Annotated in this window: 22 protein-coding genes; 17 read left to right on the forward strand and 5 right to left on the reverse strand. The window is 44.0% G+C overall.

The annotated features are described in order from the left end of the window. Nucleotides 1-42: 42 nt before the first annotated feature. The 5 genes from QZT26_RS04025 to QZT26_RS04045 form a co-directional block, all read right to left on the reverse strand. A complete protein-coding gene (locus tag QZT26_RS04025) occupies nucleotides 43-1,425 on the reverse strand; it encodes a sugar transferase (protein WP_099324646.1) in 1,383 nt (460 codons plus the stop codon). A gap of 12 nt (nucleotides 1,426-1,437) precedes the next feature. After that, on the reverse strand, nucleotides 1,438-2,928 hold the full coding sequence (locus QZT26_RS04030) for a radical SAM protein (protein WP_099324645.1): 1,491 nt from the start codon (nucleotides 2,926-2,928) through the stop codon (nucleotides 1,438-1,440). Beyond that, nucleotides 2,925-4,457 (reverse strand): YifB family Mg chelatase-like AAA ATPase, encoded by a 1,533-nt coding sequence (locus QZT26_RS04035; protein ID WP_099324644.1) that lies wholly within the window; start codon nucleotides 4,455-4,457, stop codon nucleotides 2,925-2,927. The genes QZT26_RS04030 and QZT26_RS04035 overlap by 4 nt, the downstream gene beginning before the upstream one ends. 392 nt (nucleotides 4,458-4,849) lie before the next feature. Beyond that, nucleotides 4,850-5,050, reverse strand: coding sequence for a DUF542 domain-containing protein (locus QZT26_RS04040; protein WP_099324643.1), 201 nt, complete (start codon nucleotides 5,048-5,050; stop codon nucleotides 4,850-4,852). A gap of 128 nt (nucleotides 5,051-5,178) precedes the next feature. Next, nucleotides 5,179-5,988, reverse strand: a complete 810-nt coding sequence (locus QZT26_RS04045) for a DNA glycosylase (protein WP_295100831.1) — start codon at nucleotides 5,986-5,988, stop codon at nucleotides 5,179-5,181. 407 nt (nucleotides 5,989-6,395) lie between these two features. Between QZT26_RS04045 and hutU the strand changes: the two genes are divergently transcribed. The 17 genes from hutU to QZT26_RS04130 all read left to right on the forward strand — a co-directional run bounded on the left by hutU (nucleotide 6,396) and on the right by QZT26_RS04130 (nucleotide 19,714). Then, entirely contained in the window at nucleotides 6,396-8,081 is a 1,686-nt protein-coding gene (gene hutU, locus QZT26_RS04050; protein WP_295100833.1) for a urocanate hydratase, read from the forward strand. 71 nt (nucleotides 8,082-8,152) lie between these two features. Beyond that, on the forward strand, nucleotides 8,153-8,323 hold the full coding sequence (locus QZT26_RS04055; RefSeq protein ID WP_295100836.1) for a hypothetical protein: 171 nt from the start codon (nucleotides 8,153-8,155) through the stop codon (nucleotides 8,321-8,323). 215 nt (nucleotides 8,324-8,538) lie between these two features. Further along, nucleotides 8,539-9,096, forward strand: coding sequence for a hypothetical protein (locus QZT26_RS04060; protein WP_295100839.1), 558 nt, complete (start codon nucleotides 8,539-8,541; stop codon nucleotides 9,094-9,096). Between the two features lie 666 nt (nucleotides 9,097-9,762). Then, nucleotides 9,763-9,927, forward strand: a complete 165-nt coding sequence (locus QZT26_RS04065; RefSeq protein ID WP_157820430.1) for a hypothetical protein — start codon at nucleotides 9,763-9,765, stop codon at nucleotides 9,925-9,927. Continuing rightward, a complete protein-coding gene (locus QZT26_RS04070; RefSeq protein WP_197705369.1) occupies nucleotides 9,924-10,685 on the forward strand; it encodes an ATP-binding protein in 762 nt (253 codons plus the stop codon). The genes QZT26_RS04065 and QZT26_RS04070 overlap by 4 nt, the downstream gene beginning before the upstream one ends. A 141-nt stretch (nucleotides 10,686-10,826) precedes the next feature. Continuing rightward, nucleotides 10,827-11,174: an STAS-like domain-containing protein gene (locus tag QZT26_RS04075; RefSeq protein ID WP_099324638.1), complete on the forward strand. Its 348-nt coding sequence runs from the start codon at nucleotides 10,827-10,829 to the stop codon at nucleotides 11,172-11,174. After that, on the forward strand, nucleotides 11,174-11,797 hold the full coding sequence (locus QZT26_RS04080) for a hypothetical protein (RefSeq protein ID WP_099324637.1): 624 nt from the start codon (nucleotides 11,174-11,176) through the stop codon (nucleotides 11,795-11,797). Before QZT26_RS04075 ends, QZT26_RS04080 begins: the two co-directional genes overlap by 1 nt. A gap of 102 nt (nucleotides 11,798-11,899) precedes the next feature. Then, nucleotides 11,900-12,190: a nucleotidyltransferase domain-containing protein gene (locus QZT26_RS04085; protein ID WP_099324636.1), complete on the forward strand. Its 291-nt coding sequence runs from the start codon at nucleotides 11,900-11,902 to the stop codon at nucleotides 12,188-12,190. Next, on the forward strand, nucleotides 12,183-12,554 hold the full coding sequence (locus QZT26_RS04090) for a DUF86 domain-containing protein (protein WP_295100846.1): 372 nt from the start codon (nucleotides 12,183-12,185) through the stop codon (nucleotides 12,552-12,554). The genes QZT26_RS04085 and QZT26_RS04090 overlap by 8 nt, the downstream gene beginning before the upstream one ends. A 247-nt stretch (nucleotides 12,555-12,801) precedes the next feature. Continuing rightward, nucleotides 12,802-14,415: an AAA family ATPase gene (locus QZT26_RS04095; RefSeq protein ID WP_295100848.1), complete on the forward strand. Its 1,614-nt coding sequence runs from the start codon at nucleotides 12,802-12,804 to the stop codon at nucleotides 14,413-14,415. A gap of 73 nt (nucleotides 14,416-14,488) precedes the next feature. Beyond that, entirely contained in the window at nucleotides 14,489-14,791 is a 303-nt protein-coding gene (locus QZT26_RS04100) for a hypothetical protein (protein ID WP_099324633.1), read from the forward strand. A 213-nt stretch (nucleotides 14,792-15,004) separates the two neighbouring features. Continuing rightward, nucleotides 15,005-15,310, forward strand: coding sequence for a nucleotidyltransferase family protein (locus QZT26_RS04105; RefSeq protein ID WP_099324632.1), 306 nt, complete (start codon nucleotides 15,005-15,007; stop codon nucleotides 15,308-15,310). Then, nucleotides 15,300-15,650, forward strand: coding sequence for a DUF86 domain-containing protein (locus tag QZT26_RS04110; protein ID WP_099324631.1), 351 nt, complete (start codon nucleotides 15,300-15,302; stop codon nucleotides 15,648-15,650). The genes QZT26_RS04105 and QZT26_RS04110 overlap by 11 nt, the downstream gene beginning before the upstream one ends. Continuing rightward, complete coding sequence (locus tag QZT26_RS04115) at nucleotides 15,647-15,850, forward strand: hypothetical protein (protein WP_099324630.1); 204 nt, start codon at nucleotides 15,647-15,649, stop codon at nucleotides 15,848-15,850. Before QZT26_RS04110 ends, QZT26_RS04115 begins: the two co-directional genes overlap by 4 nt. A gap of 40 nt (nucleotides 15,851-15,890) precedes the next feature. Then, nucleotides 15,891-16,217: a 4a-hydroxytetrahydrobiopterin dehydratase gene (locus QZT26_RS04120; RefSeq protein ID WP_099324629.1), complete on the forward strand. Its 327-nt coding sequence runs from the start codon at nucleotides 15,891-15,893 to the stop codon at nucleotides 16,215-16,217. 2 nt (nucleotides 16,218-16,219) lie between these two features. Beyond that, nucleotides 16,220-18,280 (forward strand): ATP-dependent DNA helicase RecG, encoded by a 2,061-nt coding sequence (gene recG / locus QZT26_RS04125; protein ID WP_295100856.1) that lies wholly within the window; start codon nucleotides 16,220-16,222, stop codon nucleotides 18,278-18,280. A 228-nt stretch (nucleotides 18,281-18,508) separates the two neighbouring features. Beyond that, the gene (locus tag QZT26_RS04130) at nucleotides 18,509-19,714 is read left to right on the forward strand and encodes an efflux RND transporter periplasmic adaptor subunit (protein ID WP_099324627.1); all 1,206 of its coding nucleotides are present in this window, start codon (nucleotides 18,509-18,511) and stop codon (nucleotides 19,712-19,714) included. Nucleotides 19,715-19,815 lie beyond the last annotated feature (101 nt).

Below are 19,815 nucleotides of genomic sequence, written 5' to 3' on the forward strand. Positions count from 1 at the left end.
TATGTGAAATCTGTGGTTCCCCTTTAGTATTTCCTGTTTTTTTTATTTACCCTTCCCAAACAGCATCACCCTCACCGTTTTTAATAATACGACAGTGTCCAGCAGGAAGGACATATTTTTTATGTAGTACAAATCGTATTGTAGTTTTTCTTCTGTTTGTTCAATGGTAGATGCATAGGGATATTTCACCTGTGCCCATCCGCTTAATCCTGGTTTCACGGCAAGCCGCTGGGAATAAAACGGTATATTCTTTTCAAATTCTTTTATGAATATTTCCCTCTCCGGACGCGGGCCAACCAGACTCATATCGCCCTTAATCACATTCAATAATTGCGGAACCTCGTCCAGCCTCCATTTTCTCAGAAGCCTTCCCACCTTCGTAATCCTGTGATCATTGTCCGCTGCATAAACAGCCCCTGTCTGTGATTCTGCATCGGCTACCATCGTCCGGAATTTAATAATGGTAAACCTCCCGGCGTCTTTTCCCATCCGTTCCTGCGTATAAAAAATACCTCCCCTCGACGTAATTTTAATCAAAACGGCAGTTATCGCCATTACAGGCATTAATATGATGAATAATAGTAGGGAAATAATGGTCTCTAAAACAGGTTTAATAAATTTGCCGTATAATTTTGGCTTGCTTATAACTACATGCAGCATCCACATGTCATTAATATGTTTAAACGGTATCTTGCCGGTTAGTTGTTCGTATATTGTAGGCATATCGATTACGTCCACGCCGTTCCATGAGCAATGGATCAACGTTTTAATCAGATCCGCATGTTTTTCATGAGTTATGGCAGAGATAACAGTGTCGATATTCTGCTGCCGGATGGCCTTGTTTATAACAGACCGGTCTCCCAGGACGGGCGCTCCGCATATTTGCGTGTTTAACTTTTCCGGATCATCGTCAATAAACCCCGTCACTTTTATTCCCGCTTTTTTTGCCTTGCGAATCTCCCCTAAAATGGTTCTTCCTGCCCAACCGGCGCCTATAATAAGCGCCCTCCTGTTAAAAAGCGGCTGCTCTATTATATAACTGTAGAGCATTCTCCAGCCCGTAATAAAGACAATAATGAGCGCTCCATTGATGAAGAAAACGCCCCTTCCTATCTTCAATGATCCATTTATGTAAAATATAAACGTCGTTATAACAAAGGCTACTGCAGTTGCGAAAATGATAGAGAGGGCAGTGCCGATAGATTTATAGTCCTTACGGGTATCGTATAGATCCGCAAAGGAGAATATTGTTATAAGAACAATGCCGTAAACCGCAAACGACAAGGGATTTCCTCTTACGTAACTTAGCCCGCCCTCAACGCCCAGACGAACGATTGCAGATAACAATATTGCAAGGTTTACGATGCAGATATCTCCCAACACCAGTACTATTTTTCTTCGGGAAACCGGATAATGAATTTTCATTGTTCTATCTCTTTATCTCATCCACCCGAGAAATTTTTCAATATCGCTCAAAAAAATCTTAGGATTGCGCACATAGACCGAGCTTCTTGCCTTTGCCCTTTCATATATGCGGGTGATATTTTTGTTATAATCATGAAACGTTTCTTTTACTTCCCTTTCAAGGGCAGTGAATTCTTCCTCATCCATCGTATCGCTTCTTTTTTTCACATCCTTTAGATAATAGTCGCTGGGTATCCGCAGAAAATATTCTTCATACGCCATATCCCTTTTCACCAGCCCCCTTTCAACGCCGATATCGAACAATTTTGTGCCGGGAAACGGTTCATACACCCCCACCGATGCAAAGCTTGGTTTGATTTCATACAGCAGCTTTACGGTCTCTTTTACATCTTCCTTTGTCTCCGTAGGCACACCCATCATGAAATATGCCGTCCAGTGTATCCCCGCCTTCCGGAAAAGTTTTGCGGATTCCTTTACCTGCTCCAATGACACTCCTTTGTCCATAATCTTCAGGATTCTTTCACTGCCGGACTCAACGCCTACCTTAATACTGTTGCAGCCTGCTTTTTTCATCGTTTTAAGTAGGGGAAGGTCTACCAGGTCAGCCCTTGTGTTGCAGTCCCATTTTACCTTCAGCCCTACTTTTAACAATGCATCACAAAACTCCGCAACCCTTTTTTTGCTAACGGTAAAAGAGTCGTCTTTGAAGGTAAACTGGTGTGTGCCATATCTTTCGTTAACGTATTTTATTTCTTCAATGATATTTGGTATTGAACGATACCTTACTTTCCTTGTCCAGATTTGTGTGGCGCAATAAGAGCAGTTAAACGGACAGCCCCTGCTCCCCATTATCAGCCCCATGTCCTCAGATGTGTAGGTATCTGCCCCCAACAAAGATTCCCTGTCGGGGAAGGGCAGCGTGTCCAGATTATCAATAAATTTTCCCGAACCGCTGCTTGCTTTCCTGCCGTCCCTGTAATAGGAGAGGCCTGCTATTTTCTCAAATCCCCCTTCTTTTTTCTCCAGCAAGTGTACCAGTTCCGGAAAAGCGCCTTCGCCTTCCCCGCTGATAACAAAGTCAACATCTCCGGAGATCGTTAATACTTCCTCAGGTTTTAATGTTGCGTGAGGGCCCCCAAAAACCACGTGGCATTTTTTATCGTATTTTTTCACCAATGACGCTACGGTAAAAGCAGATGCCGCTTTTGGGGTCATTACGGTAATTCCTACAATGTCCGGCCGGCAGGTTTTCAGTGTTTCCGATAGTTCTTTTATGATGTGATTTTCCGGATTTCTCAGCTCTTTTAAATAAGCGGCATACATCTCCGGCAATCTGGTATAGTCCATTCCTTTGGAGTCTTTATTGCAGTCAGCGTCATAAATCGTCACATTGTGCCCTGCTTTTTTCAGTATGGACGCCAGATAGCTCAAACCCAGGGGGAAATACCGGTTGTAATATTGGAAGAACCGGTAAAACGGTGGATCTATCAAAAGGATATTCATTTCTGCAGCCCTCTGTCCAGGCTTCTGTACTGTGTCGCTTCAGAAATATGTTCCTCTTTTATTGCATCGCTCCCGTCCAGATCAGCAATGGTGCGGGCAACCTTTAGTATTTTGCTGTGTCCGCGGGCGGAGATGCCCAGCGCTACCATTGCCTGATGCAGCAACGATTCTGCCTGCTTGTCCAGCACGCAATATTTTTTTAGCTGTTTTGAAGTCATATGTGCATTTACCTTTATTTTTTGTCCATGAAAGCGTTCTCTCTGTATCTCTCTCGCACGAACTGTCTTTTCTCTTAACGATTCAGAGGAATGTCCTTCTGCGTCCGATAAAAGCTCCCTGTAACTTACCGCCGGTATCTCCAGATGGATATCAATCCTGTCCATCAGAGGCCCTGATACCTTGGAAGAGTATTTTTGTATCTGATATGAAGTGCAGCGGCATTCCTTTTTCCTGTCGGTATAGTATCCGCACGGGCAAGGGTTCATTGCGCACACCAGCATAAAACTGGCAGGGTACGTCACCGAATTCATAGCCCGCGATATTGTAACATCGCCCGTCTCCAGCGGCTGGCGAAGCACTTCCAGCGTTTTTCTGTCGAACTCGGGAAGTTCGTCCATGAATAATACCCCGTTATGTGAAAGGCTGATTTCTCCCGCCCTTGGGGCAGACCCGCCGCCAATCAATCCTGCAGTGCTGATGGTATGGTGGGGCGCCCTGAACGGCCTTGTTGCAATTAAATATTTCTTTGCATCCAGAAGCCCCAGCACGCTGTATATTTTTGTGGTTTCGAGAGCCTCTTCAAGGGTAAGCTGCGGCATGATCGTAGGGATACGCTGCACAAGCATTGTTTTCCCCGCCCCCGGCGGCCCAACCAGCAGTACATTATGATTGCCCGCCACCGCGACGGTTAACGCCCGCTTTGCATGCTCCTGGCCCTTTATCTCTGCAAAATCAACATCATATCCCGTATGATTCCCGAACATCTTGTCGGGATCGATCCGGAATTTTTCAGGGACGATTGCCTTTGAAAGGATTCCTGCCGTTTGCTCAAACGTTTCAACCGGCAGAATGTCGATCCCTTCCACTACCGCTGCCTCAGGCGCATTCACGGAAGGGAGGATTAGCTTCCTTATTCCCAGTTCACGACATTTCAATGCCATCGGCAGGCAGCCTTTTACCGGGCGCACCTTTCCATCTAATGATAATTCACCCACAATGGCATATTCGTGCAGATCAGATATTTCTAACTGGCCTGTAGCGGCAAGGATCCCTACCGCAATCGGCAGTTCAAAAACAGGCCCTTCCTTTTTTCTGTCCGCAGGCGCAAGGTTTATTATGACATTACTGGGGAACCGGTAACCGCTGTTATTCAGCGCAGCCTTTACTCTGTCCCGGCTCTCCTTTACCGCAGTATCCGGCAGCCCCACAATAATCGTAGAAGGCATCTCTCCCTTTACGATACATATCTCTACTTCCACCAGATATCCTTCAATACCATAAACAGAAACGCTTTTTACATTTGCCAGCATATAATCGGGTCGCAGCGGGATAAAGTCAGGTTTAAATTACACTATTAAACCCGAGATTTAAATTAACATATGACCATGTTGATTAACCTTTATTTCCTGGGCAGTGGAACGTATTGGGTTAACTTTACCTGAGGGCTAAAGCCATTGATAATGTCACTTTGTAACACTTTAGTCTTTTGAAAAACTCCAATAATAGCGATGTTTTGCAGCATGGTGTGGTGGCGTATTGCATACACTCCTACTTCATGATTCGGAATTCCTTGTTCGACTTTCGTTATTCATTCGGAGGTCGGGGATGCCCTCGAAAAACACGGACATCTTGCCTTGCTCGTTTAAATTAATCAGTCATTTTAACTTAGTGCTTATGCAGCCTCGCCACCTGTCTGCCGTTGTTATTCGTCGATCGCCTTATTCAGTTTCTCAAGCAGTTTTTCCATATCTCCCCCGCTCATTGCCGCTGTTTTTTCGATGCTGAACCCACCGCCGCAGCAGGAATCTACGCCAAAATCCTTAAAAATACCAATTGTCTTAGAATATTTTTGTATCACATCATTAATAATCATATCCTTGGTAATTACTTTATTTTCACCCATTTTACATATTCTCCCTCTTATTTAAATAATCAAATAAACAATTAAACTCTCATCTTAACGCAAATATTTTTTAAAATCCACGCATTTTTGGCAGCACTTCATCCATCGTTTGTTAACAAAAACGCGGGTTATTTATTTTCTCTTGCAAGCATATAGAGGAATTGCTGGGCGTATCCTGCGTATTTCCCAAAATAATGCACCCCAAACGTGTGCAATTCATTATTTGATACGGTTTCATCTTTAAAATAAAGCCGCTGGAGGATTTTTTTTATCCATGTATCAATAGGAAACGCCTCTGAAAACCCAAGGGAAAACAAGAGAACGCAGTCTGCAATCTTGTTTCCGACGCCTGGAATCTGCAGCAGGGCTTTTTTAGCCTCCGGATAGGGGAGTTTGTTTAATGCAGTTAAAAAAGCATCGTTGATGGTATCGTTTGCCTTTTTAATATGTACTGCACGGAATCCTGTCTTTGCCATTAAAATCTGCTGGTAATCGTCCAGTTTACCCGGACGGGGAAAGGTGTGCCATTCGAAATCATGCAGCCGCACTTTCTCGCCAAAATACTCTGAGAGATTTTCAAGGTTTAACTGTATCTTTGGAATGTTTGCGGCGGAAGAACACATAAACGATATCAAACACTCCCAGGAATCCTGCCGCACGATACGCAATCCGTAAAACTTCCCTATCGCACTGTTCATGTGTGAATCCTTATTTATTTGCGATAGTATATCGCCATACGGTTCATCAAGCGCAAAAAAATTCGTTAAGAATTTTTTGCCGACGCCATAATATTCCACATGCTCTGATAACTGCCGGATTTTGAATATTCGGTTTTTTGCTGCAACGTAGAACCAATCGTCTATTTTTTTCACCCGGAACAATTGGCCGCATAAGAGTGTGTGGCTGAGATTAAAATCTTTTACCGCTAGTTTTGGCAAGGTATTATGAATCCCACATTACAAATTCATTGTAACAATTTAGTTTTTTGAAAAATTGAAAAAACTCGTTCAAAAGCTCCGGCTTAAGAACGCAATCAGTACCTTATTTGGTCATTAGTCATTAGTAATTGGAGACTGGAGATTTCTTTTAATCCGAGGTTCCCCTTTCGTATTTCACGTTTCGTGTTTGTTTGATTATAACCATGCCAGTTTAGGAGTTGTGTGCATCATTTTTAAAATTGCTTTTTTCTTCAAATAAATATAAACTCTTTTTCCAACAGTTCAGCTTACTCGAAATACATGCAAAATTACAACCCCCTTGTCCCCTTTTTTAGGTAATATCCCCTAAAACAGGACACATTTGTGAAAATAAATTACCTCTAAAGATTTTTAAGGAATTGATACTTATGACCCGACCGATGTTTTATGAATTCAGACCGGAAGGCCCGATTAAGGCGCCCACAGGAACTACCCTCAACTGCGACAACTGGGATAGCGAGGCGGCGTTGCGCATGTTGATGAATAATCTTGACCCTGATATCGCCGTTCAGCCGGAAGAACTTATTGTATATGGCGGGAATGGACGCGCCGTAAGGAACTGGAAGGAATATCAAAGGATTGTTGCCGCATTAAAAACATTAAAAAAAGACGAAACGCTCTGTGTACAGTCGGGGAAGCCGGTGTACGTGGCAAAAACGCATGAATGGGCGCCAAGGGTCATCCTCGCAAACGCCAACCTTGTCCCCGGATGGGCAAACCAGGATATATTTGATAATTACGACGCCCTCGGCCTTACTATGTATGGACAGATGACGGCAGGAAGCTGGATTTATATTGGCGCTCAGGGAATTTTGCAGGGTACCTACGAAACCTTCGCGGCATTGGCGAAAAAAGTACTGAATACCGATTCTTTAAAGGGGAAATTCGTGCTTACCGCGGGTATGGGTGGCATGAGCGGCGCACAGCCCCTTGCGGTAACAATGAATGACGGGGTAGTCCTTTGTGTGGAAGTGCGAAAGGACCGTATAGAAAAAAGGGTAAGAGAGGGATATTGTGACAAAATCACAGAGAGCCTTGATGAGGCATTGTCGTGGATATCTGATGCAAAATCCCGGCAAATACCCCTTTCAGTGGGACTGGTTGGGAATGCCGCTGTTATTCATCCGGAACTGGTAAAACGCGGAATAACCCCGGATATCGTAACGGATCAAACCCCGGCGCATGATTTAATGTCCTACGTGCCGGTGGGCGATTTAAAAGAATTGGATAACGTGCGGGAGAAAAATAAACGGGTCTATAAGGAAAAGGTCTTTGACGCCATTATCGAACACGTAAAGGCGATTTTACAGATGCAGAGAAACGGGGCAATATGCTTTGACTACGGCAACAATCTGCGTTCACAGGCGGAGTTTGCCGGTGTTTCCATGCGTGATTCACACGGGAACTACTGGTATCCCGGCTTTGTCTCCGCATTTATCAGGCCGTTGTTTTGCCAGGGGAAAGGCCCGTTTCGCTGGGCTGCGTTATCGGGGGATACGGCGGACATCGATAAGATAGACCAGGCGATTATTGAAAATTTTCCTGATGATACGGCTCTCGTTCGATGGATAAACCTTGCAAGGCAAAAGGTACCACAAGCAGGGCTTCCCGCAAGGATTTGCTGGATGGGATATGGCGAACGCGCAAAGATGGGACTCATTATTAATGATATGGTAAGAAGGGGTGTGGTGAAAGCGCCTGTGGTTATCGGAAGAGACCATCTTGACTGCGGTTCTGTTGCTTCTCCTTACAGGGAAACGGAAAACATGAAAGACGGCAGCGATGCCATTGCCGATTGGCCGTTGTTGAATTTTGCCCTGAACGCAGTGAATGGCGCAAGCTGGGTAAGTTTTCAACATGGCGGCGGCGTGGGGATAGGAAACTCTCTCCATGCGGGAATGGTAATCGTTGCTGACGGAACCGCAGAGAAAGACAAGAGACTTGAAAGGGTTTTAACCGCAGACCCAGGCATAGGAATCGCCCGGCATGCCGACGCCGGATACGAAGATGCAATTATTGTTGCAAAGGAAAAGGGCATAAAAATACCGGAGTAGTTTCTTTTGCTATACTCAAAATGCCCGCAAAATGTTAGTTTTTTTATAAGGGTGGCACGGACAAACCCCGTTTGTCCTTGTTAAACTCGCACGCCATTGTCAACAAAGCATCCATTTTGAAATACGGAGCTGCAACGAAGGTAGAAAAACAGAAGTCAGGAGTCAGGAGTCAGGAGTCAGGAGTCAGGAGTCAGAATGTATCGTACTATCTGAATGGCGGCGTGGCTGCTCAATCTTTGTAGCCTACGCCAACACAACAACATTATAAGCTGCGTAATCGCGAAATCTCTGTGGCGCACATTCACATATCTATTAACCTGAATCATGATCAAGTGAAGTGTAAGCGGGATCAGATAAGAGGAAGGAAAGGATGAGCGTATGTTGTGGGTAATCGCCGTGGTTGTGGTCCTCGTTCGGATCATTCAGGGCCGCCGGGTGCTTTGAAAAAGATGAACTTATGAAAAACTGGCTTCTGTTTATTGCTTTAACCATTGTGTTGACGGGTGTGTCCTGTACAGAGAAAATACACACACCCGGAGTCCCAGGCTCGTCGTCCTTCGCTCAAACACTTCCCGACTTTTCTCTGAATGACCCGAATGGAAATACGTTTACGAAGGAGAGCATTTCCAAAGATGGCATAGTGCTGGTGGTGACGGCGCCTATTTTGAAGAATAAATCCGCCCAGAAAAAGTGGAATAAGTATCTCTTAAAAGCCAAAGCGGGTTCCAAAGCCAAATTGGCTTTCCTGGAAGACATGCAACCTAGCTTATTTAAGGGCGCGGCCATTAAGGGAATGAAGAAGGATTACCAGTTCGGCAAGGAGCCGCTTCTACTGATCGACAACGGCGGCGAGATCCGCCGAGCCCTGAAAGTGCCTAAGAAAAAGACGGTTGTCCTGGTCTACGATCGTGACGGCAAACTCGTTCATTTAGAAGCGGGCAAACCTTCGGTGCAGGCTGCCGAGACGATGTGGGAAAAAGTGAAAGATAAATATTCAATAAAGCCGATAAAATAAAAAATTTTGCAAATTTCCATGTTTTTGCTAATCTGACCGCCTAATGGGGAAAAGCAATTTCCTATCATCTATACCAATATTGCTCACAGTGGATTTCCCTTATAGAGAACGTTATTATAAAGGAGGTGGTACATCTGAAGATAAAATATTCAAAGGAAGCTGATATTGTTCTGATAGAGCTTAGAGATGGTACGCTTGGTGACTCAATAGATTTGAAGGAGGGTGTAATTCTTCATCTTGACAAGCAGGGCTTACCACTCTTGAAATTGAAATACCCGATACTTCCAGGCTTGTAACACTGAAAGAAATAAGTGTGATGATACCTGTAGAGACTGGAAAATAATATTGACTTGCTGGAAATAAGGGGATACAAGAGGAGCACCATACCATTGCGTTTACAGGGGGTGGCTATTTTTTCAAAGTCTATGTGTCTGGACACTCAAAACCAGAATTTGTGAAAACACTGCGTCTGAAAAGCGATGGATGCATGTATCTATTAATCAGTGTAGGGGCGAAGCATTTGCTGTAAATTGCCATAAATGCATTCTTGCCCAAACGGGCAAATGCTTCGTCCCTGTTTTTCCAAAAAACTAAAGTGTTACATTAATCATGTTTTTCCAGGAAACAGGGCTATACAAAAACCAAAACGGAGTTGGTCCGCTTTCTATGAGATTCCCTAATGATAAAGCAGAACAGCGCAGTATTGTTGAATATCTCAACGGTCTTCAAAGGAAATCGGAAGAACTTAAACAATTGCAATCCGAGACAGAGGCAGAACTGGCAGTCTTTACTCCAGCCTTACTGGCAAAGGCCTTTAGAGGGGAGTTGTGAAGATAACGCTCTCTATACCTACAATCAATGACTACACTACCGCAGATTTTGATGTCTTGTTTAACCTCTGGAATCAGGTAAATAACGACAATCTGGATGTGACATTTGAATTTAACCGTTGTAGGTTTTTACGCCATAATGCCGTTGCCTTTCTGGGTGGGCTTACTCGGTTAATTCAAGCCAGAGGCGGGATTGTTCGATTTGATTTGGATACGATTCACCCAAAAATAAAAGTAAACTTGGAACAGAATGGGTTTTTTTCAACATTAGGATTTGGCGGCGCTCCATGGTCTGGTAATTCAATCCCGTATCGTGAGGATTTTTGCCAAGATAAAGTTGTTCTGGTTGACTACTTGAAAACGAATTGGCTGGGGCGAGGATGGGTTCCTGTGAGTGAAATGCTGAAGGATGCCATTGTTGGCAGGGTCTGGGAGATTTACGCCAATGCCTTTGAGCATGGCCAGTCGCCCATTGGTATCTTTAGCTGCGGTCAACATTACCCGAATAAACATGAACTTAAACTTTCAGTTGTGGATTTTGGCGTTGGGATACCGTCAAATGTAAGAATGTTTTTCAAACATGATCCGCGGGCGCACTCCTTGAACGCCGCAAGCTGCCTGAAATGGGCATTTCAGCGCGGGACAACCACGAAGCCAAATAATAGAGGTCTGGGGCTTGATCTGCTTAAAGAGTTCGTAAAAATCAATAAGGGAAAACTTGAGGTATTTAGCCATGAGGGTTATGCTATACATAGATAGCAAGCGGGAAGAGTTCTTGAACAGGTCTACATTTTTTGAAGGAACTCTTATAAATATAACTTTTATTTGTGATGAATCATATTACCACTTGGCGTCAGAAGTTGTTGAAGAGCCGCTTTTTTAATCAATGGAGGTTTTAAAATGAAGATAAACGTATTTGATCTGGTTGGTGAAAACTGCATTACACTGGAGGACGGTCAGAAAATTTTCAACTTGATACACCCTGAATTATCAGGCGGCAATATCGTTGCCCTTGATTTTAAGGATGTGAAAATATTTGCATCACCGTTCTTTAATGCCGCCATTGGTCGGCTACTCAAAGATATTAAACCTGACGACCTTAACCGCCTCCTCAAAATTACAAACATTGTCCCTACAGGTTTAGCGGTTCTCAAAAGAGTTATTGAGAACTCTAAAGAGTATTATTCCAACCCTAACGTTCGTAAGGCCGTTGACGAAGTCCTGCTTGAACAGTCCGAGGCTTTATAATGGCAATCAATTATACAGTCCATGCCGAAGTAATCGATATTCGCAATGACACACCGGGGCAAGACGATATCTTTCTTGTGGATACCAATGTATGGTACTGGGTTACTTATTCCAGGGCAGATCTGGCGGATACGCGTCCCAAACCTTATCAAACAAACGACTATCCATCATACATCAGCAAGACCATTTCAGCGAAAAGCCAACTCCACAGATGCGGACTTTCTCTGGCAGAATTAGCACACCTGATCGAAAGGACGGAGCGGGAGATTTACAGCCGCTCTAATGGGGCCTTGGGTAGTAAAGAATACCGCCATAACCATTCAACAGAACGGGCCAATGTCGTAGCAGAAGTTCAAACCGCCTGGAGCCAGGTTAACACAATGGCTCAAACGCTTGACCTTCAAATAGATGAACAGGTTACTAATGCTGCTCTCTCAAGGCTTTCGAGTCAGCCTCTCGACGGCTACGATCTGTTTATCCTTGAAGCTATTTCAAAGGCAGGTGTGCTAAAGGTCATTACCGATGATGGCGACTTTGTCACAGTGCCGGGGATACAAATCTTTACGGCTAATCATCCTGTCATCAAAACTGCTCAAAGCCAGGGAAAGTTGATGAAACGGTAATGATCCTAGCCTTTATTCCCTTTGCGGTTTGAAGGTCTCAAGGTCATTGAGGTGTAGTTATGGAAAGAAGATATTGGCAATAAATGCAGTAGGAGGCAGATAATGGGAAGAGATGATATACTAGCCATTTTGCGCGACTTCAAACAGAACTTTGCGGATAAATACGGCATACTTGAAATCGGAATCTTCGGTTCGATTGCTCGGGATGAAGCGAGGGAGGACAGTGATGTTGACGTCTGTATAAAAACAAAGACTCCCAACCCGTTTGCAATGGTGCACATAAAGGAAGAGATTGAAAGCCGGGTGCGGAAACAGGTTGATATTGTCAGGATGCGGGAAAAGATGAACCCTTTTCTTAAAGAACGCATAGAGAAAGAGGGCGTCTATGTTTGATAAGGACCTTGTTCTGTCAATACTCCATCAGATTGATGAAGCCCTTGGAAAAAGCAAAAGTCGTTCGGAACAAATTCATAGCGCAGACGATTTTACCGATTCGCCGGCCGGTATGGAAAAGCTGGATGGTATCTGCATGCTGTTCATCTCCATCGGAGAAGCCTTGAAAAATATAGACAAAATAACAGGCGGCAGCCTTCTTTCGAAATACTCTGAAACCGACTGGAAAGGCGCCATGGGTTTCCGGGATATTATCGCACATCACTATTTTGATATTGATGCGGAAGAGGTATTTTGGATATGTGCACATGAAGTGTCACCATTATCCATTACTATTAAAAGGATGATAGAAGATTTACGGTAATGGCACTATAGAATATGTCTTAATAAAGAAGCCCCCAAGGCCAGTGTAAAGATCAACAAACATTTTAAAGAAGCGGGTGTGGCGTTTCTTTGATAAAAGTGCGGCTGGGTCAAGCGCAACGGACACAACACATATCTTTTAATTGTGATGGAAGAGTACAAAAGGAAGATAGAAGGGCTGGAATTGCAAGAGATGAAGGAAATAAAGTCCAGTTTCTCTGAGTAATTAGAACAAATAGGAGGTGTAGATGAGACTCAAAACCGTAAGAATTCATAATTACAAGTGCATTGACGATTCAGAAGAATTTTCACTAGCGCCTATTACTTGTCTAGTCGGGAAAAATGAGTCTGGAAAGAGTGCAGTCTTGCAGGCTCTCTACAAACTTAAGCCAGTGGAACACGATCAAGCTGACTTCGATGACCTTGAGGAGTATCCAAGGAAGGGTTTAACAGATTACGAGGTAATCAAGGATGAGAAACCAGCTAATGTACTCACGACTGTATGGGAACTCGACCAAAGAGACGAAAAGGTCTTGCAGGATACATTCTGGGTGAACCCGATCAGGAGTAAGCTGGTCACAGTAACCAAAGGCTATGGAAACAAACTCTGTTGGAATACTGAGGTTGACGAAGCGAAAGTTGTAAAGTATTATCTCAAGCAACTTCGTTCCGAGAAGGGAGAGATTACAGAAGGGACCAAGGTTCTCTCTGTTGCAGATATAATCACACAACTTGAGAACATCAAGACACCCTCAGCAGAACAGGCAGAGGTTCTTGCTAAGATTAAGAAGAATATCCCAAATGGGGAACTAAGCCAAGTGGTCAATAATGCATTGGCTACACGGCTTCCAACTTTTCTCTATTTCGCTGACTACCAGAAAATGGCTGGGCGAGTTTCCTTCAATGCGCTAAGCCAGAACATAAGTTCTAAGAAACTTTTATTCTCAGAGAAGATTTTCCTTGCCTTGCTTGATTTAGCCGGCACTACACCAAAAGAAATTCAAGAGTTAGGTAAACTTGAACATTTAATAGCAAAGCTTGAGGGTGTTTCCAATAAGCTGACCCGAGAGATATTTGAATATTGGAGTCAGAATGAATACTTAAGGGTCAGCTTCCGCTTCGAAAATGCACTGGCAGAGGATCCGCCGCCGTTCAATAGTGGATATGTCTTTATGACTCGTATAGAGAACACCCGACATCAAGTATCTGTAAGCTTCGAAGACCGCAGCACAGGCTTCGTTTGGTTTTTTTCTTTCTTGGCGTGGTTCTCACAAGTACGGAAGACCTATGGTACGAATCTCTTTCTACTTCTGGACGAACCCGGTCTCAGCTTGCACGCCAAAGCACAGGGAGATTTGCTCAGATACATAAACGAAAAGCTAAAACCGCACTTTCAAGTTATCTACAGTACCCATTCCCCTTTTATGGTGGATCCCGACAACATCATGGGTGTCAGGACGGTTGAAGATGTCGTAAAGAATAAGCAACCATTAGGAACTAAGATAGGCGACAAAGTTCTAAGCACGGATTCCGACACTCTGTTCCCATTACAAGCAGCCCTTGGTTATGAGATCACTCAGACTCTATTCATCGGGAAGCACACGTTGCTTGTCGAGGGACCGTCCGACCTGCTATACCTCAAGTGGTTCTCTCAGGAACTCAAATCACAATGCAAAGAAGGCTTGGATTCAAAATGGGTCATTGCTCCGGCCGGAGGAATAGACAAGATAGGCAGCTTTATTACTCTTTTCGGCTGCAACAAACTTCACATTGCCGTTTTTACAGATTTTCACGATGGTGACAAGAAGAAAATCCGCTTAGGAAATACCTATGACGCCTTTGTAGTACATACAAGGCATTGAGAGTCTGAAGATTATCAGGTAAGATGAGTTTCAACAAAAAACTTGGCGCTATGAGTTTTTCAAAAAGAGGATAATGGAGGAAATTATGGGGACAAGGGCTGAATATGAAAAGATTATTCTTAGGGAAGTTCGGGAAATGCCTGGCGAGGTGCTTCCAAAGGTTGTGAAGATCATTCACTCGTTAAAGGAAGGTGTGCTTTCTGTGAAAGTGCGTCACAAGAAGCGCGAAACCAAAGGGAGCGGTCTCTACGGCATTTGGAATGATGAGCGCTCGGCGGCAGAGATAATTAAGGATATCCGTTTGCACAGGGAGGGATTTGGAGGTAGAGCGCTAAATCCTATGGATAGAGAGTTTGAAGATTATCAGGTAGAATGAGTTTAGAACCAAATACTCTGAATTTCTACCGCAAGAATAAACATATAGTGGATGCTAAAAGTAAGTTGTCATTGCGCGGGCGATAGCCCGAAGCAATCTCTGGGAAAGATTGCTTCGCTCCGCTCGCAATGACACGTTTTTATGTAAACTTGTTTATGACGTTTACTATAGATATCAGGTCACAATAATCGCATGGGAAGGGAGAAATAGCTGATGGAAAGAAAAAACCATATAGTACTGCCAAAAGACAAGATCGCCGAATTCTGTAAGCGGCATCATATACGCAAGCTGTCTTTGTTCGGTTCCTGCCTGCATGGCGATTTTGGACCAGAAAGCGATATAGACCTTCTCGTTGAGTTTGAGCCGGAGCATATTCCGGGTCTCATAACCTTATCTGGCATGGAGATCGAATTAAGCGAAATCATCGGGCGCAACGTGGACTTGCGGACACCGGAAGATTTAAGCCGCTATTTCCGCAAGGAGGTAGTCGAGTCGGCAGAGGTGCAATATGTGCAGTAAAGAAGATATTGTACGGATGCATCATATACTCGATGCCGCGAAAGAGGCCGTTTCTTTTGCTCAAGGGCAGGCCAGAAAGTCACTCGACAAAAACCGTATGCTGGTGCTTTCCCTGGTTAAGGATGTTGAGATTATAGGAGAGGCTGCCGCTAATGTTTCAAAGGATTGTCGTGAGAGGTTTTCTCATATCCCATGGAAAAGCATAATTAACATGAGAAACCGGCTGATTCACGCCTATTTTGATATAAATCTGGATATTGTCTGGCAGACGGTTACTAAAGACCTTCCGTCTCTCATAATCAAACTTGAAGAAATACCTTTCCTTAAAAACAATCCATGAAAAATATTAATAAACTCATCATCAATTCTCCGTACGAAGAACTGCTTCAGTATTGTGAATACATACGTGATACACGGGAACTTGTCTTACAGGAAGGCCGCAGGCCAGCAGGATATGTTGTTGCTACACTACGAGCACAAGGATTTGACGATCCGGGACTTTTCAAGGTAGAAATTATTATAAAAACCTCAACTTACTGAGAAGTTACGTTTTTTTTACTTTTTTTAGGAGGATATTAAAATGTCAGAACTCGCATCAAAAAAGTGTGTACCCTGTCAGGTAGGGGTGCTGCCTTTAAAGGGCAGCGCACTTAAGGAATTGCAGAAACACCTGCGTGGGTGGGACGTTATTGAAGAGCATCATTTATACAAGACGTTTAAATTTCCTGATTTCAAAACTGCGCTTACCTTTACAAACAAAGTGGGGGAAATTGCTGAAGAACAGGGGCATCATCCCCAAATATGCCTGACGTGGGGGAAGGTGGAAATCAAGGTTTATACACATAAGATACAGGGACTTACTGAAAGCGATTTTATCCTTGCCGCAAAGATAGATGCCATAGGATAACCTTGAGTCACTCATTACTCCAACCAGTCCAATATCTTAACGGCATAGGGCCTAAACGAAGCAAAATTATCGGACGATTAGGCATACAAACGGTCCATGATTTACTCTATTACTTCCCCCGCGACTACAATGATTTTTCTAAAATACAGAAGATTGCTGAAGCGAAGACAGGCGACAGCATTACCATTCAAGGCACTATTAACGGCATACAAAACAGGGTTGCCCGAATGGGGAAGACCATTCTGGAAGTTTTCGTGAGCGATGAAACAGGCGTAATAGCCGCCACATGGTTTAATCAACCGTTTCTGGTAAATAAATTTCGCATCGGAGATCGCCTGTTTTTGCACGGAAAGGTCAATTCGTATAAATATCTCCAATTGCTCAGTCCGGAATATGAGATTATTAGCGATAGGCAGGCAGGCGGGAGTGGATGGGGTATTATTCCCGTTTACCCTCTTACCGAACACATAAGCCAGTCCCAATTACGAAAAATTATCCACGCTGCAATACAGGAATATGTGGATTTGCTTGAGGACGCCTTGCCTCTGCCCCTCATAAAAAAATACAATTTTCTTCCCGTAGCGGACGCTATAAGACATATTCATTCCCCTCCTTCAATGGAGCTTTTAAACCGCGCCAAAAACCGGCTGGTTTATGAGGAACTGTTTTGCCTTGAGATGGCAATGGCACTCAGGCGTTACCGTATTAAAGGAGAGACTAGAATCCCCTTTAAAGCAGGGGCGAATGTGGACGCCCACATTCGGAATATTATCCCCTTTACCCTCACGAAAGCGCAGGAAAGGGTAATTTATGAAATCAGGGAAGATATGAAAAGTGACAAGCCCATGAACAGATTGCTTCAGGGGGATGTTGGTTCCGGTAAAACGGTGGTTGCTTTATATGCAGCCTTAATTGCGGTAGCAAACGGATATCAGGCGACCTTTATGGCACCCACGGAACTACTGGCACAACAGCATTTTCGCACGCTGCAAAAATTCTTATCAGGATCGCAGGTCAGGGTCTGTTTATTAACCGGCAGCGGCAATGCAACACATAAAAAAAATGTCATTGCCCAGGTGAGCGATGGCGGGATAGATTTAATTGTCGGGACGCATGCAATCATAGAAGAATCCGTCTCGTTTAAAAAACTGGGACTGGTGGTGATCGACGAGCAGCACAAATTTGGCGTTTTGCAGCGCCTTAAACTGCGGAAAAAGGGAGCAAGCCCTGATGTGCTTATTATGACGGCGACGCCAATCCCCCGTACGTTGTCGCTTACGCTGTTTGGCGATATGGATATTTCAATGCTGGACGAAATGCCTCCGGGCCGTATTCCGGTAAAGACATTTTGGGTTTCAAAAAATAAAGAAAAAGCCGCTTACGATTTCATCCGGGGTGAAATATCAAAAGGAAAGCAGGTATTTGTCGTCTATCCACTTGTGGAACACTCGGAAAAACTGGATTTAAAATCAGCCATCACTGAAGCAGAGAGGCTGCGGAACGAAATATTTCCCGAATGCAAAGTAGGACTACTTCACGGCAAGATGAAATCTGCGGAAAAAGAGCAGGCAATGGCCGATTTCAAAGAAAGGCGGTATGATATTTTAGTTTCCACGATAATTATTGAGGTGGGCATTGACGTCCCTAATGCCACTATAATGGTTATTGAACATGCGGAACGGTTCGGCCTGGCGCAATTGCATCAATTGCGCGGAAGAATAGGAAGAGGCGGTAAACAATCATATTGCCTGCTTTTTGGTACGCCAAAAACAGCCATGTCGCGTGACCGGCTTAGAACAATGGTAAATACGTCTGACGGGTTTAAAATAGCGGAAATGGATTTCAGGCTGAGAGGCCCCGGAGAGTTTTTTGGCACGCGGCAGCATGGTTTGCCGGAATTAAAGATAAGCAATATCTTTCATGATTTCTCCCTACTACAAAAAGCCCGGAAAGATGCGTTTGAAATTGTTTGCCGTGACCCTTCTCTTTCTGCGGAAGAACATCAAAAAATAAAGACGAAGGTCGTGGAAATGTTTAAAGACCGGTTAGATTATTTACTTTAGTACCTTGTCTACAGTCTACAGTTGTCAGTCGGCAGATTGAGGACTGAGGACTGAGGACTGAGGACTGAGGACTGAGGATTGTTCTCGCTGACCTCTGACCTCTGACCTCTGACCTATGACTTCCGGCCTCCGGCCTCCGGCCTCAGACTGTCAAATCCATTCCCTTCGGGAACGCAGGGTAAAATTATAATTGCCATACGTATCAATATTTATTATCTTCTAGCAGATATGAAAAAGTACATTTATATTGGCATACCATGCGTATTGGTAATCATAGTAACCGTAATTTACCTGCTTAAAAAAGAAGAAACCGTCAGGTTTGAGACGGCTAAAATTGTTAAGGGCGATATTCAGAAATATGTGGTTGCCACAGGCACAATAAATCCTGTAAGAACAGTGATCATCGGCAGTCAGGTCTCAGGCCTTATTTCAAAGCTGTACGCAGATTTTAATTCCGAGGTGAAAACGGGTCAGATCGTGGCGCAGATAGACCCAACGCCCTTCGAGCATCAGGTACGGAAGGCGGAAGCAGCCCTTGCAACAGCGCTTGCAAAACTAAAAAGATCGAATGCTGTCTTAAGAAACAGCAAGAGGAAATATCATCGCGCGAAAAAATTATTCTCAACACAGGTCATTTCCATTGATGAATTTGATGAGTCCCGAACCGTTTACGAGACAAGCCTTGCAGACGCTGAACTTGCGAAAGCTGAAATAATGCAGGCAGAGGCGTCCCTTGCAATAGCAAAAACCGATCTGGGGTACACGGTAATTGTTTCTCCTCTTGACGGCATAGTGATTTCAAGGGAAGTGGACGTTGGCCAGACGGTGGCCTCCAGTTTTCAGACGCCCACATTATTTACAATAGCCAAAGACCTTGTCAGTATGCAGGTGAATACAAACGTTGATGAGGCGGATATCGGCATGGTTGAAGTGGGGCAAAGTGCAAGATTTAATGTTGACGCCTTCCCTGAAGACGTTTTTGATGGCAAGGTAACAGAAATTCGTATGTCGCCGGTTATTTTTCAAAACGTCGTAACCTACGATACCATTGTCAGCATAGACAACTCTTCCCTAAAACTCAAGCCGGGAATGACTGCAAATACTTCCATTTTAGTGGCAGAAGCAAAAAACGTATTAAGCATCCCAAATACCGCGTTACGTTTCACTCCATCAAAAACCATAAGAGATAAAACCGGTAAACCGGAAGGAGGCGAATATGATGGAGAGAAATATTCCCCTCTCTGGATACTGAAACACGGAAAACCGGTAATGGTGATGATAAAAACCGGAATAAGCGATTACGATTTTACGGAGATTGTTGGGGGAGAAGTAAAAGAAGGGGATGAAGTTGTCGTTGCGGAGATAACCGATAAATCCGCCGCGAAAAGTTCCCAACAGATTCCCTGGACCAGAATGGGGGGAGGCCGGCGCTAGTGCCTTATCGGTAATTTTTTTACATTTTTTGGCAAAATATTTAATGGTGAAACCCGAAATTTGTTTCGTATTTTTTATTTCATTATTGTTTGGCGCTGGCT

Origin of the sequence: uncultured Candidatus Kuenenia sp. (assembly GCF_900696675.1) — a bacterium.
GTDB classification, from domain to species: domain Bacteria; phylum Planctomycetota; class Brocadiia; order Brocadiales; family Brocadiaceae; genus Kuenenia; species Kuenenia stuttgartiensis_A.

Excerpts from the sequence above, each read along its gene's own strand:
- QZT26_RS04025 (WP_099324646.1), bottom strand. The coding sequence starts at position 1,425 with ATGAAAATTCATTATCCGGTTTCCCGAAGAAAAATAGTACTGGTGTTG.
- QZT26_RS04090 (WP_295100846.1), top strand. The coding sequence starts at position 12,183 with ATGTTTGATAAGGACCTTGTTCTGTCAATACTCCATCAGATTGATGAA.
- QZT26_RS04060 (WP_295100839.1), top strand. The coding sequence starts at position 8,539 with ATGAAAAACTGGCTTCTGTTTATTGCTTTAACCATTGTGTTGACGGGT.
- QZT26_RS04065 (WP_157820430.1), top strand. The coding sequence starts at position 9,763 with ATGAGATTCCCTAATGATAAAGCAGAACAGCGCAGTATTGTTGAATAT.
- QZT26_RS04085 (WP_099324636.1), top strand. The coding sequence starts at position 11,900 with ATGGGAAGAGATGATATACTAGCCATTTTGCGCGACTTCAAACAGAAC.
- QZT26_RS04030 (WP_099324645.1), bottom strand. The coding sequence starts at position 2,928 with ATGAATATCCTTTTGATAGATCCACCGTTTTACCGGTTCTTCCAATAT.
- QZT26_RS04080 (WP_099324637.1), top strand. The coding sequence starts at position 11,174 with ATGGCAATCAATTATACAGTCCATGCCGAAGTAATCGATATTCGCAAT.
- QZT26_RS04040 (WP_099324643.1), bottom strand. The coding sequence starts at position 5,050 with ATGGGTGAAAATAAAGTAATTACCAAGGATATGATTATTAATGATGTG.
- QZT26_RS04115 (WP_099324630.1), top strand. The coding sequence starts at position 15,647 with ATGAAAAATATTAATAAACTCATCATCAATTCTCCGTACGAAGAACTG.
- QZT26_RS04110 (WP_099324631.1), top strand. The coding sequence starts at position 15,300 with ATGTGCAGTAAAGAAGATATTGTACGGATGCATCATATACTCGATGCC.
- QZT26_RS04100 (WP_099324633.1), top strand. The coding sequence starts at position 14,489 with ATGGAGGAAATTATGGGGACAAGGGCTGAATATGAAAAGATTATTCTT.
- QZT26_RS04105 (WP_099324632.1), top strand. The coding sequence starts at position 15,005 with ATGGAAAGAAAAAACCATATAGTACTGCCAAAAGACAAGATCGCCGAA.
- QZT26_RS04095 (WP_295100848.1), top strand. The coding sequence starts at position 12,802 with ATGAGACTCAAAACCGTAAGAATTCATAATTACAAGTGCATTGACGAT.
- QZT26_RS04130 (WP_099324627.1), top strand. The coding sequence starts at position 18,509 with ATGAAAAAGTACATTTATATTGGCATACCATGCGTATTGGTAATCATA.
- QZT26_RS04075 (WP_099324638.1), top strand. The coding sequence starts at position 10,827 with ATGAAGATAAACGTATTTGATCTGGTTGGTGAAAACTGCATTACACTG.
- hutU (WP_295100833.1), top strand. The coding sequence starts at position 6,396 with ATGACCCGACCGATGTTTTATGAATTCAGACCGGAAGGCCCGATTAAG.
- QZT26_RS04120 (WP_099324629.1), top strand. The coding sequence starts at position 15,891 with ATGTCAGAACTCGCATCAAAAAAGTGTGTACCCTGTCAGGTAGGGGTG.
- QZT26_RS04035 (WP_099324644.1), bottom strand. The coding sequence starts at position 4,457 with ATGCTGGCAAATGTAAAAAGCGTTTCTGTTTATGGTATTGAAGGATAT.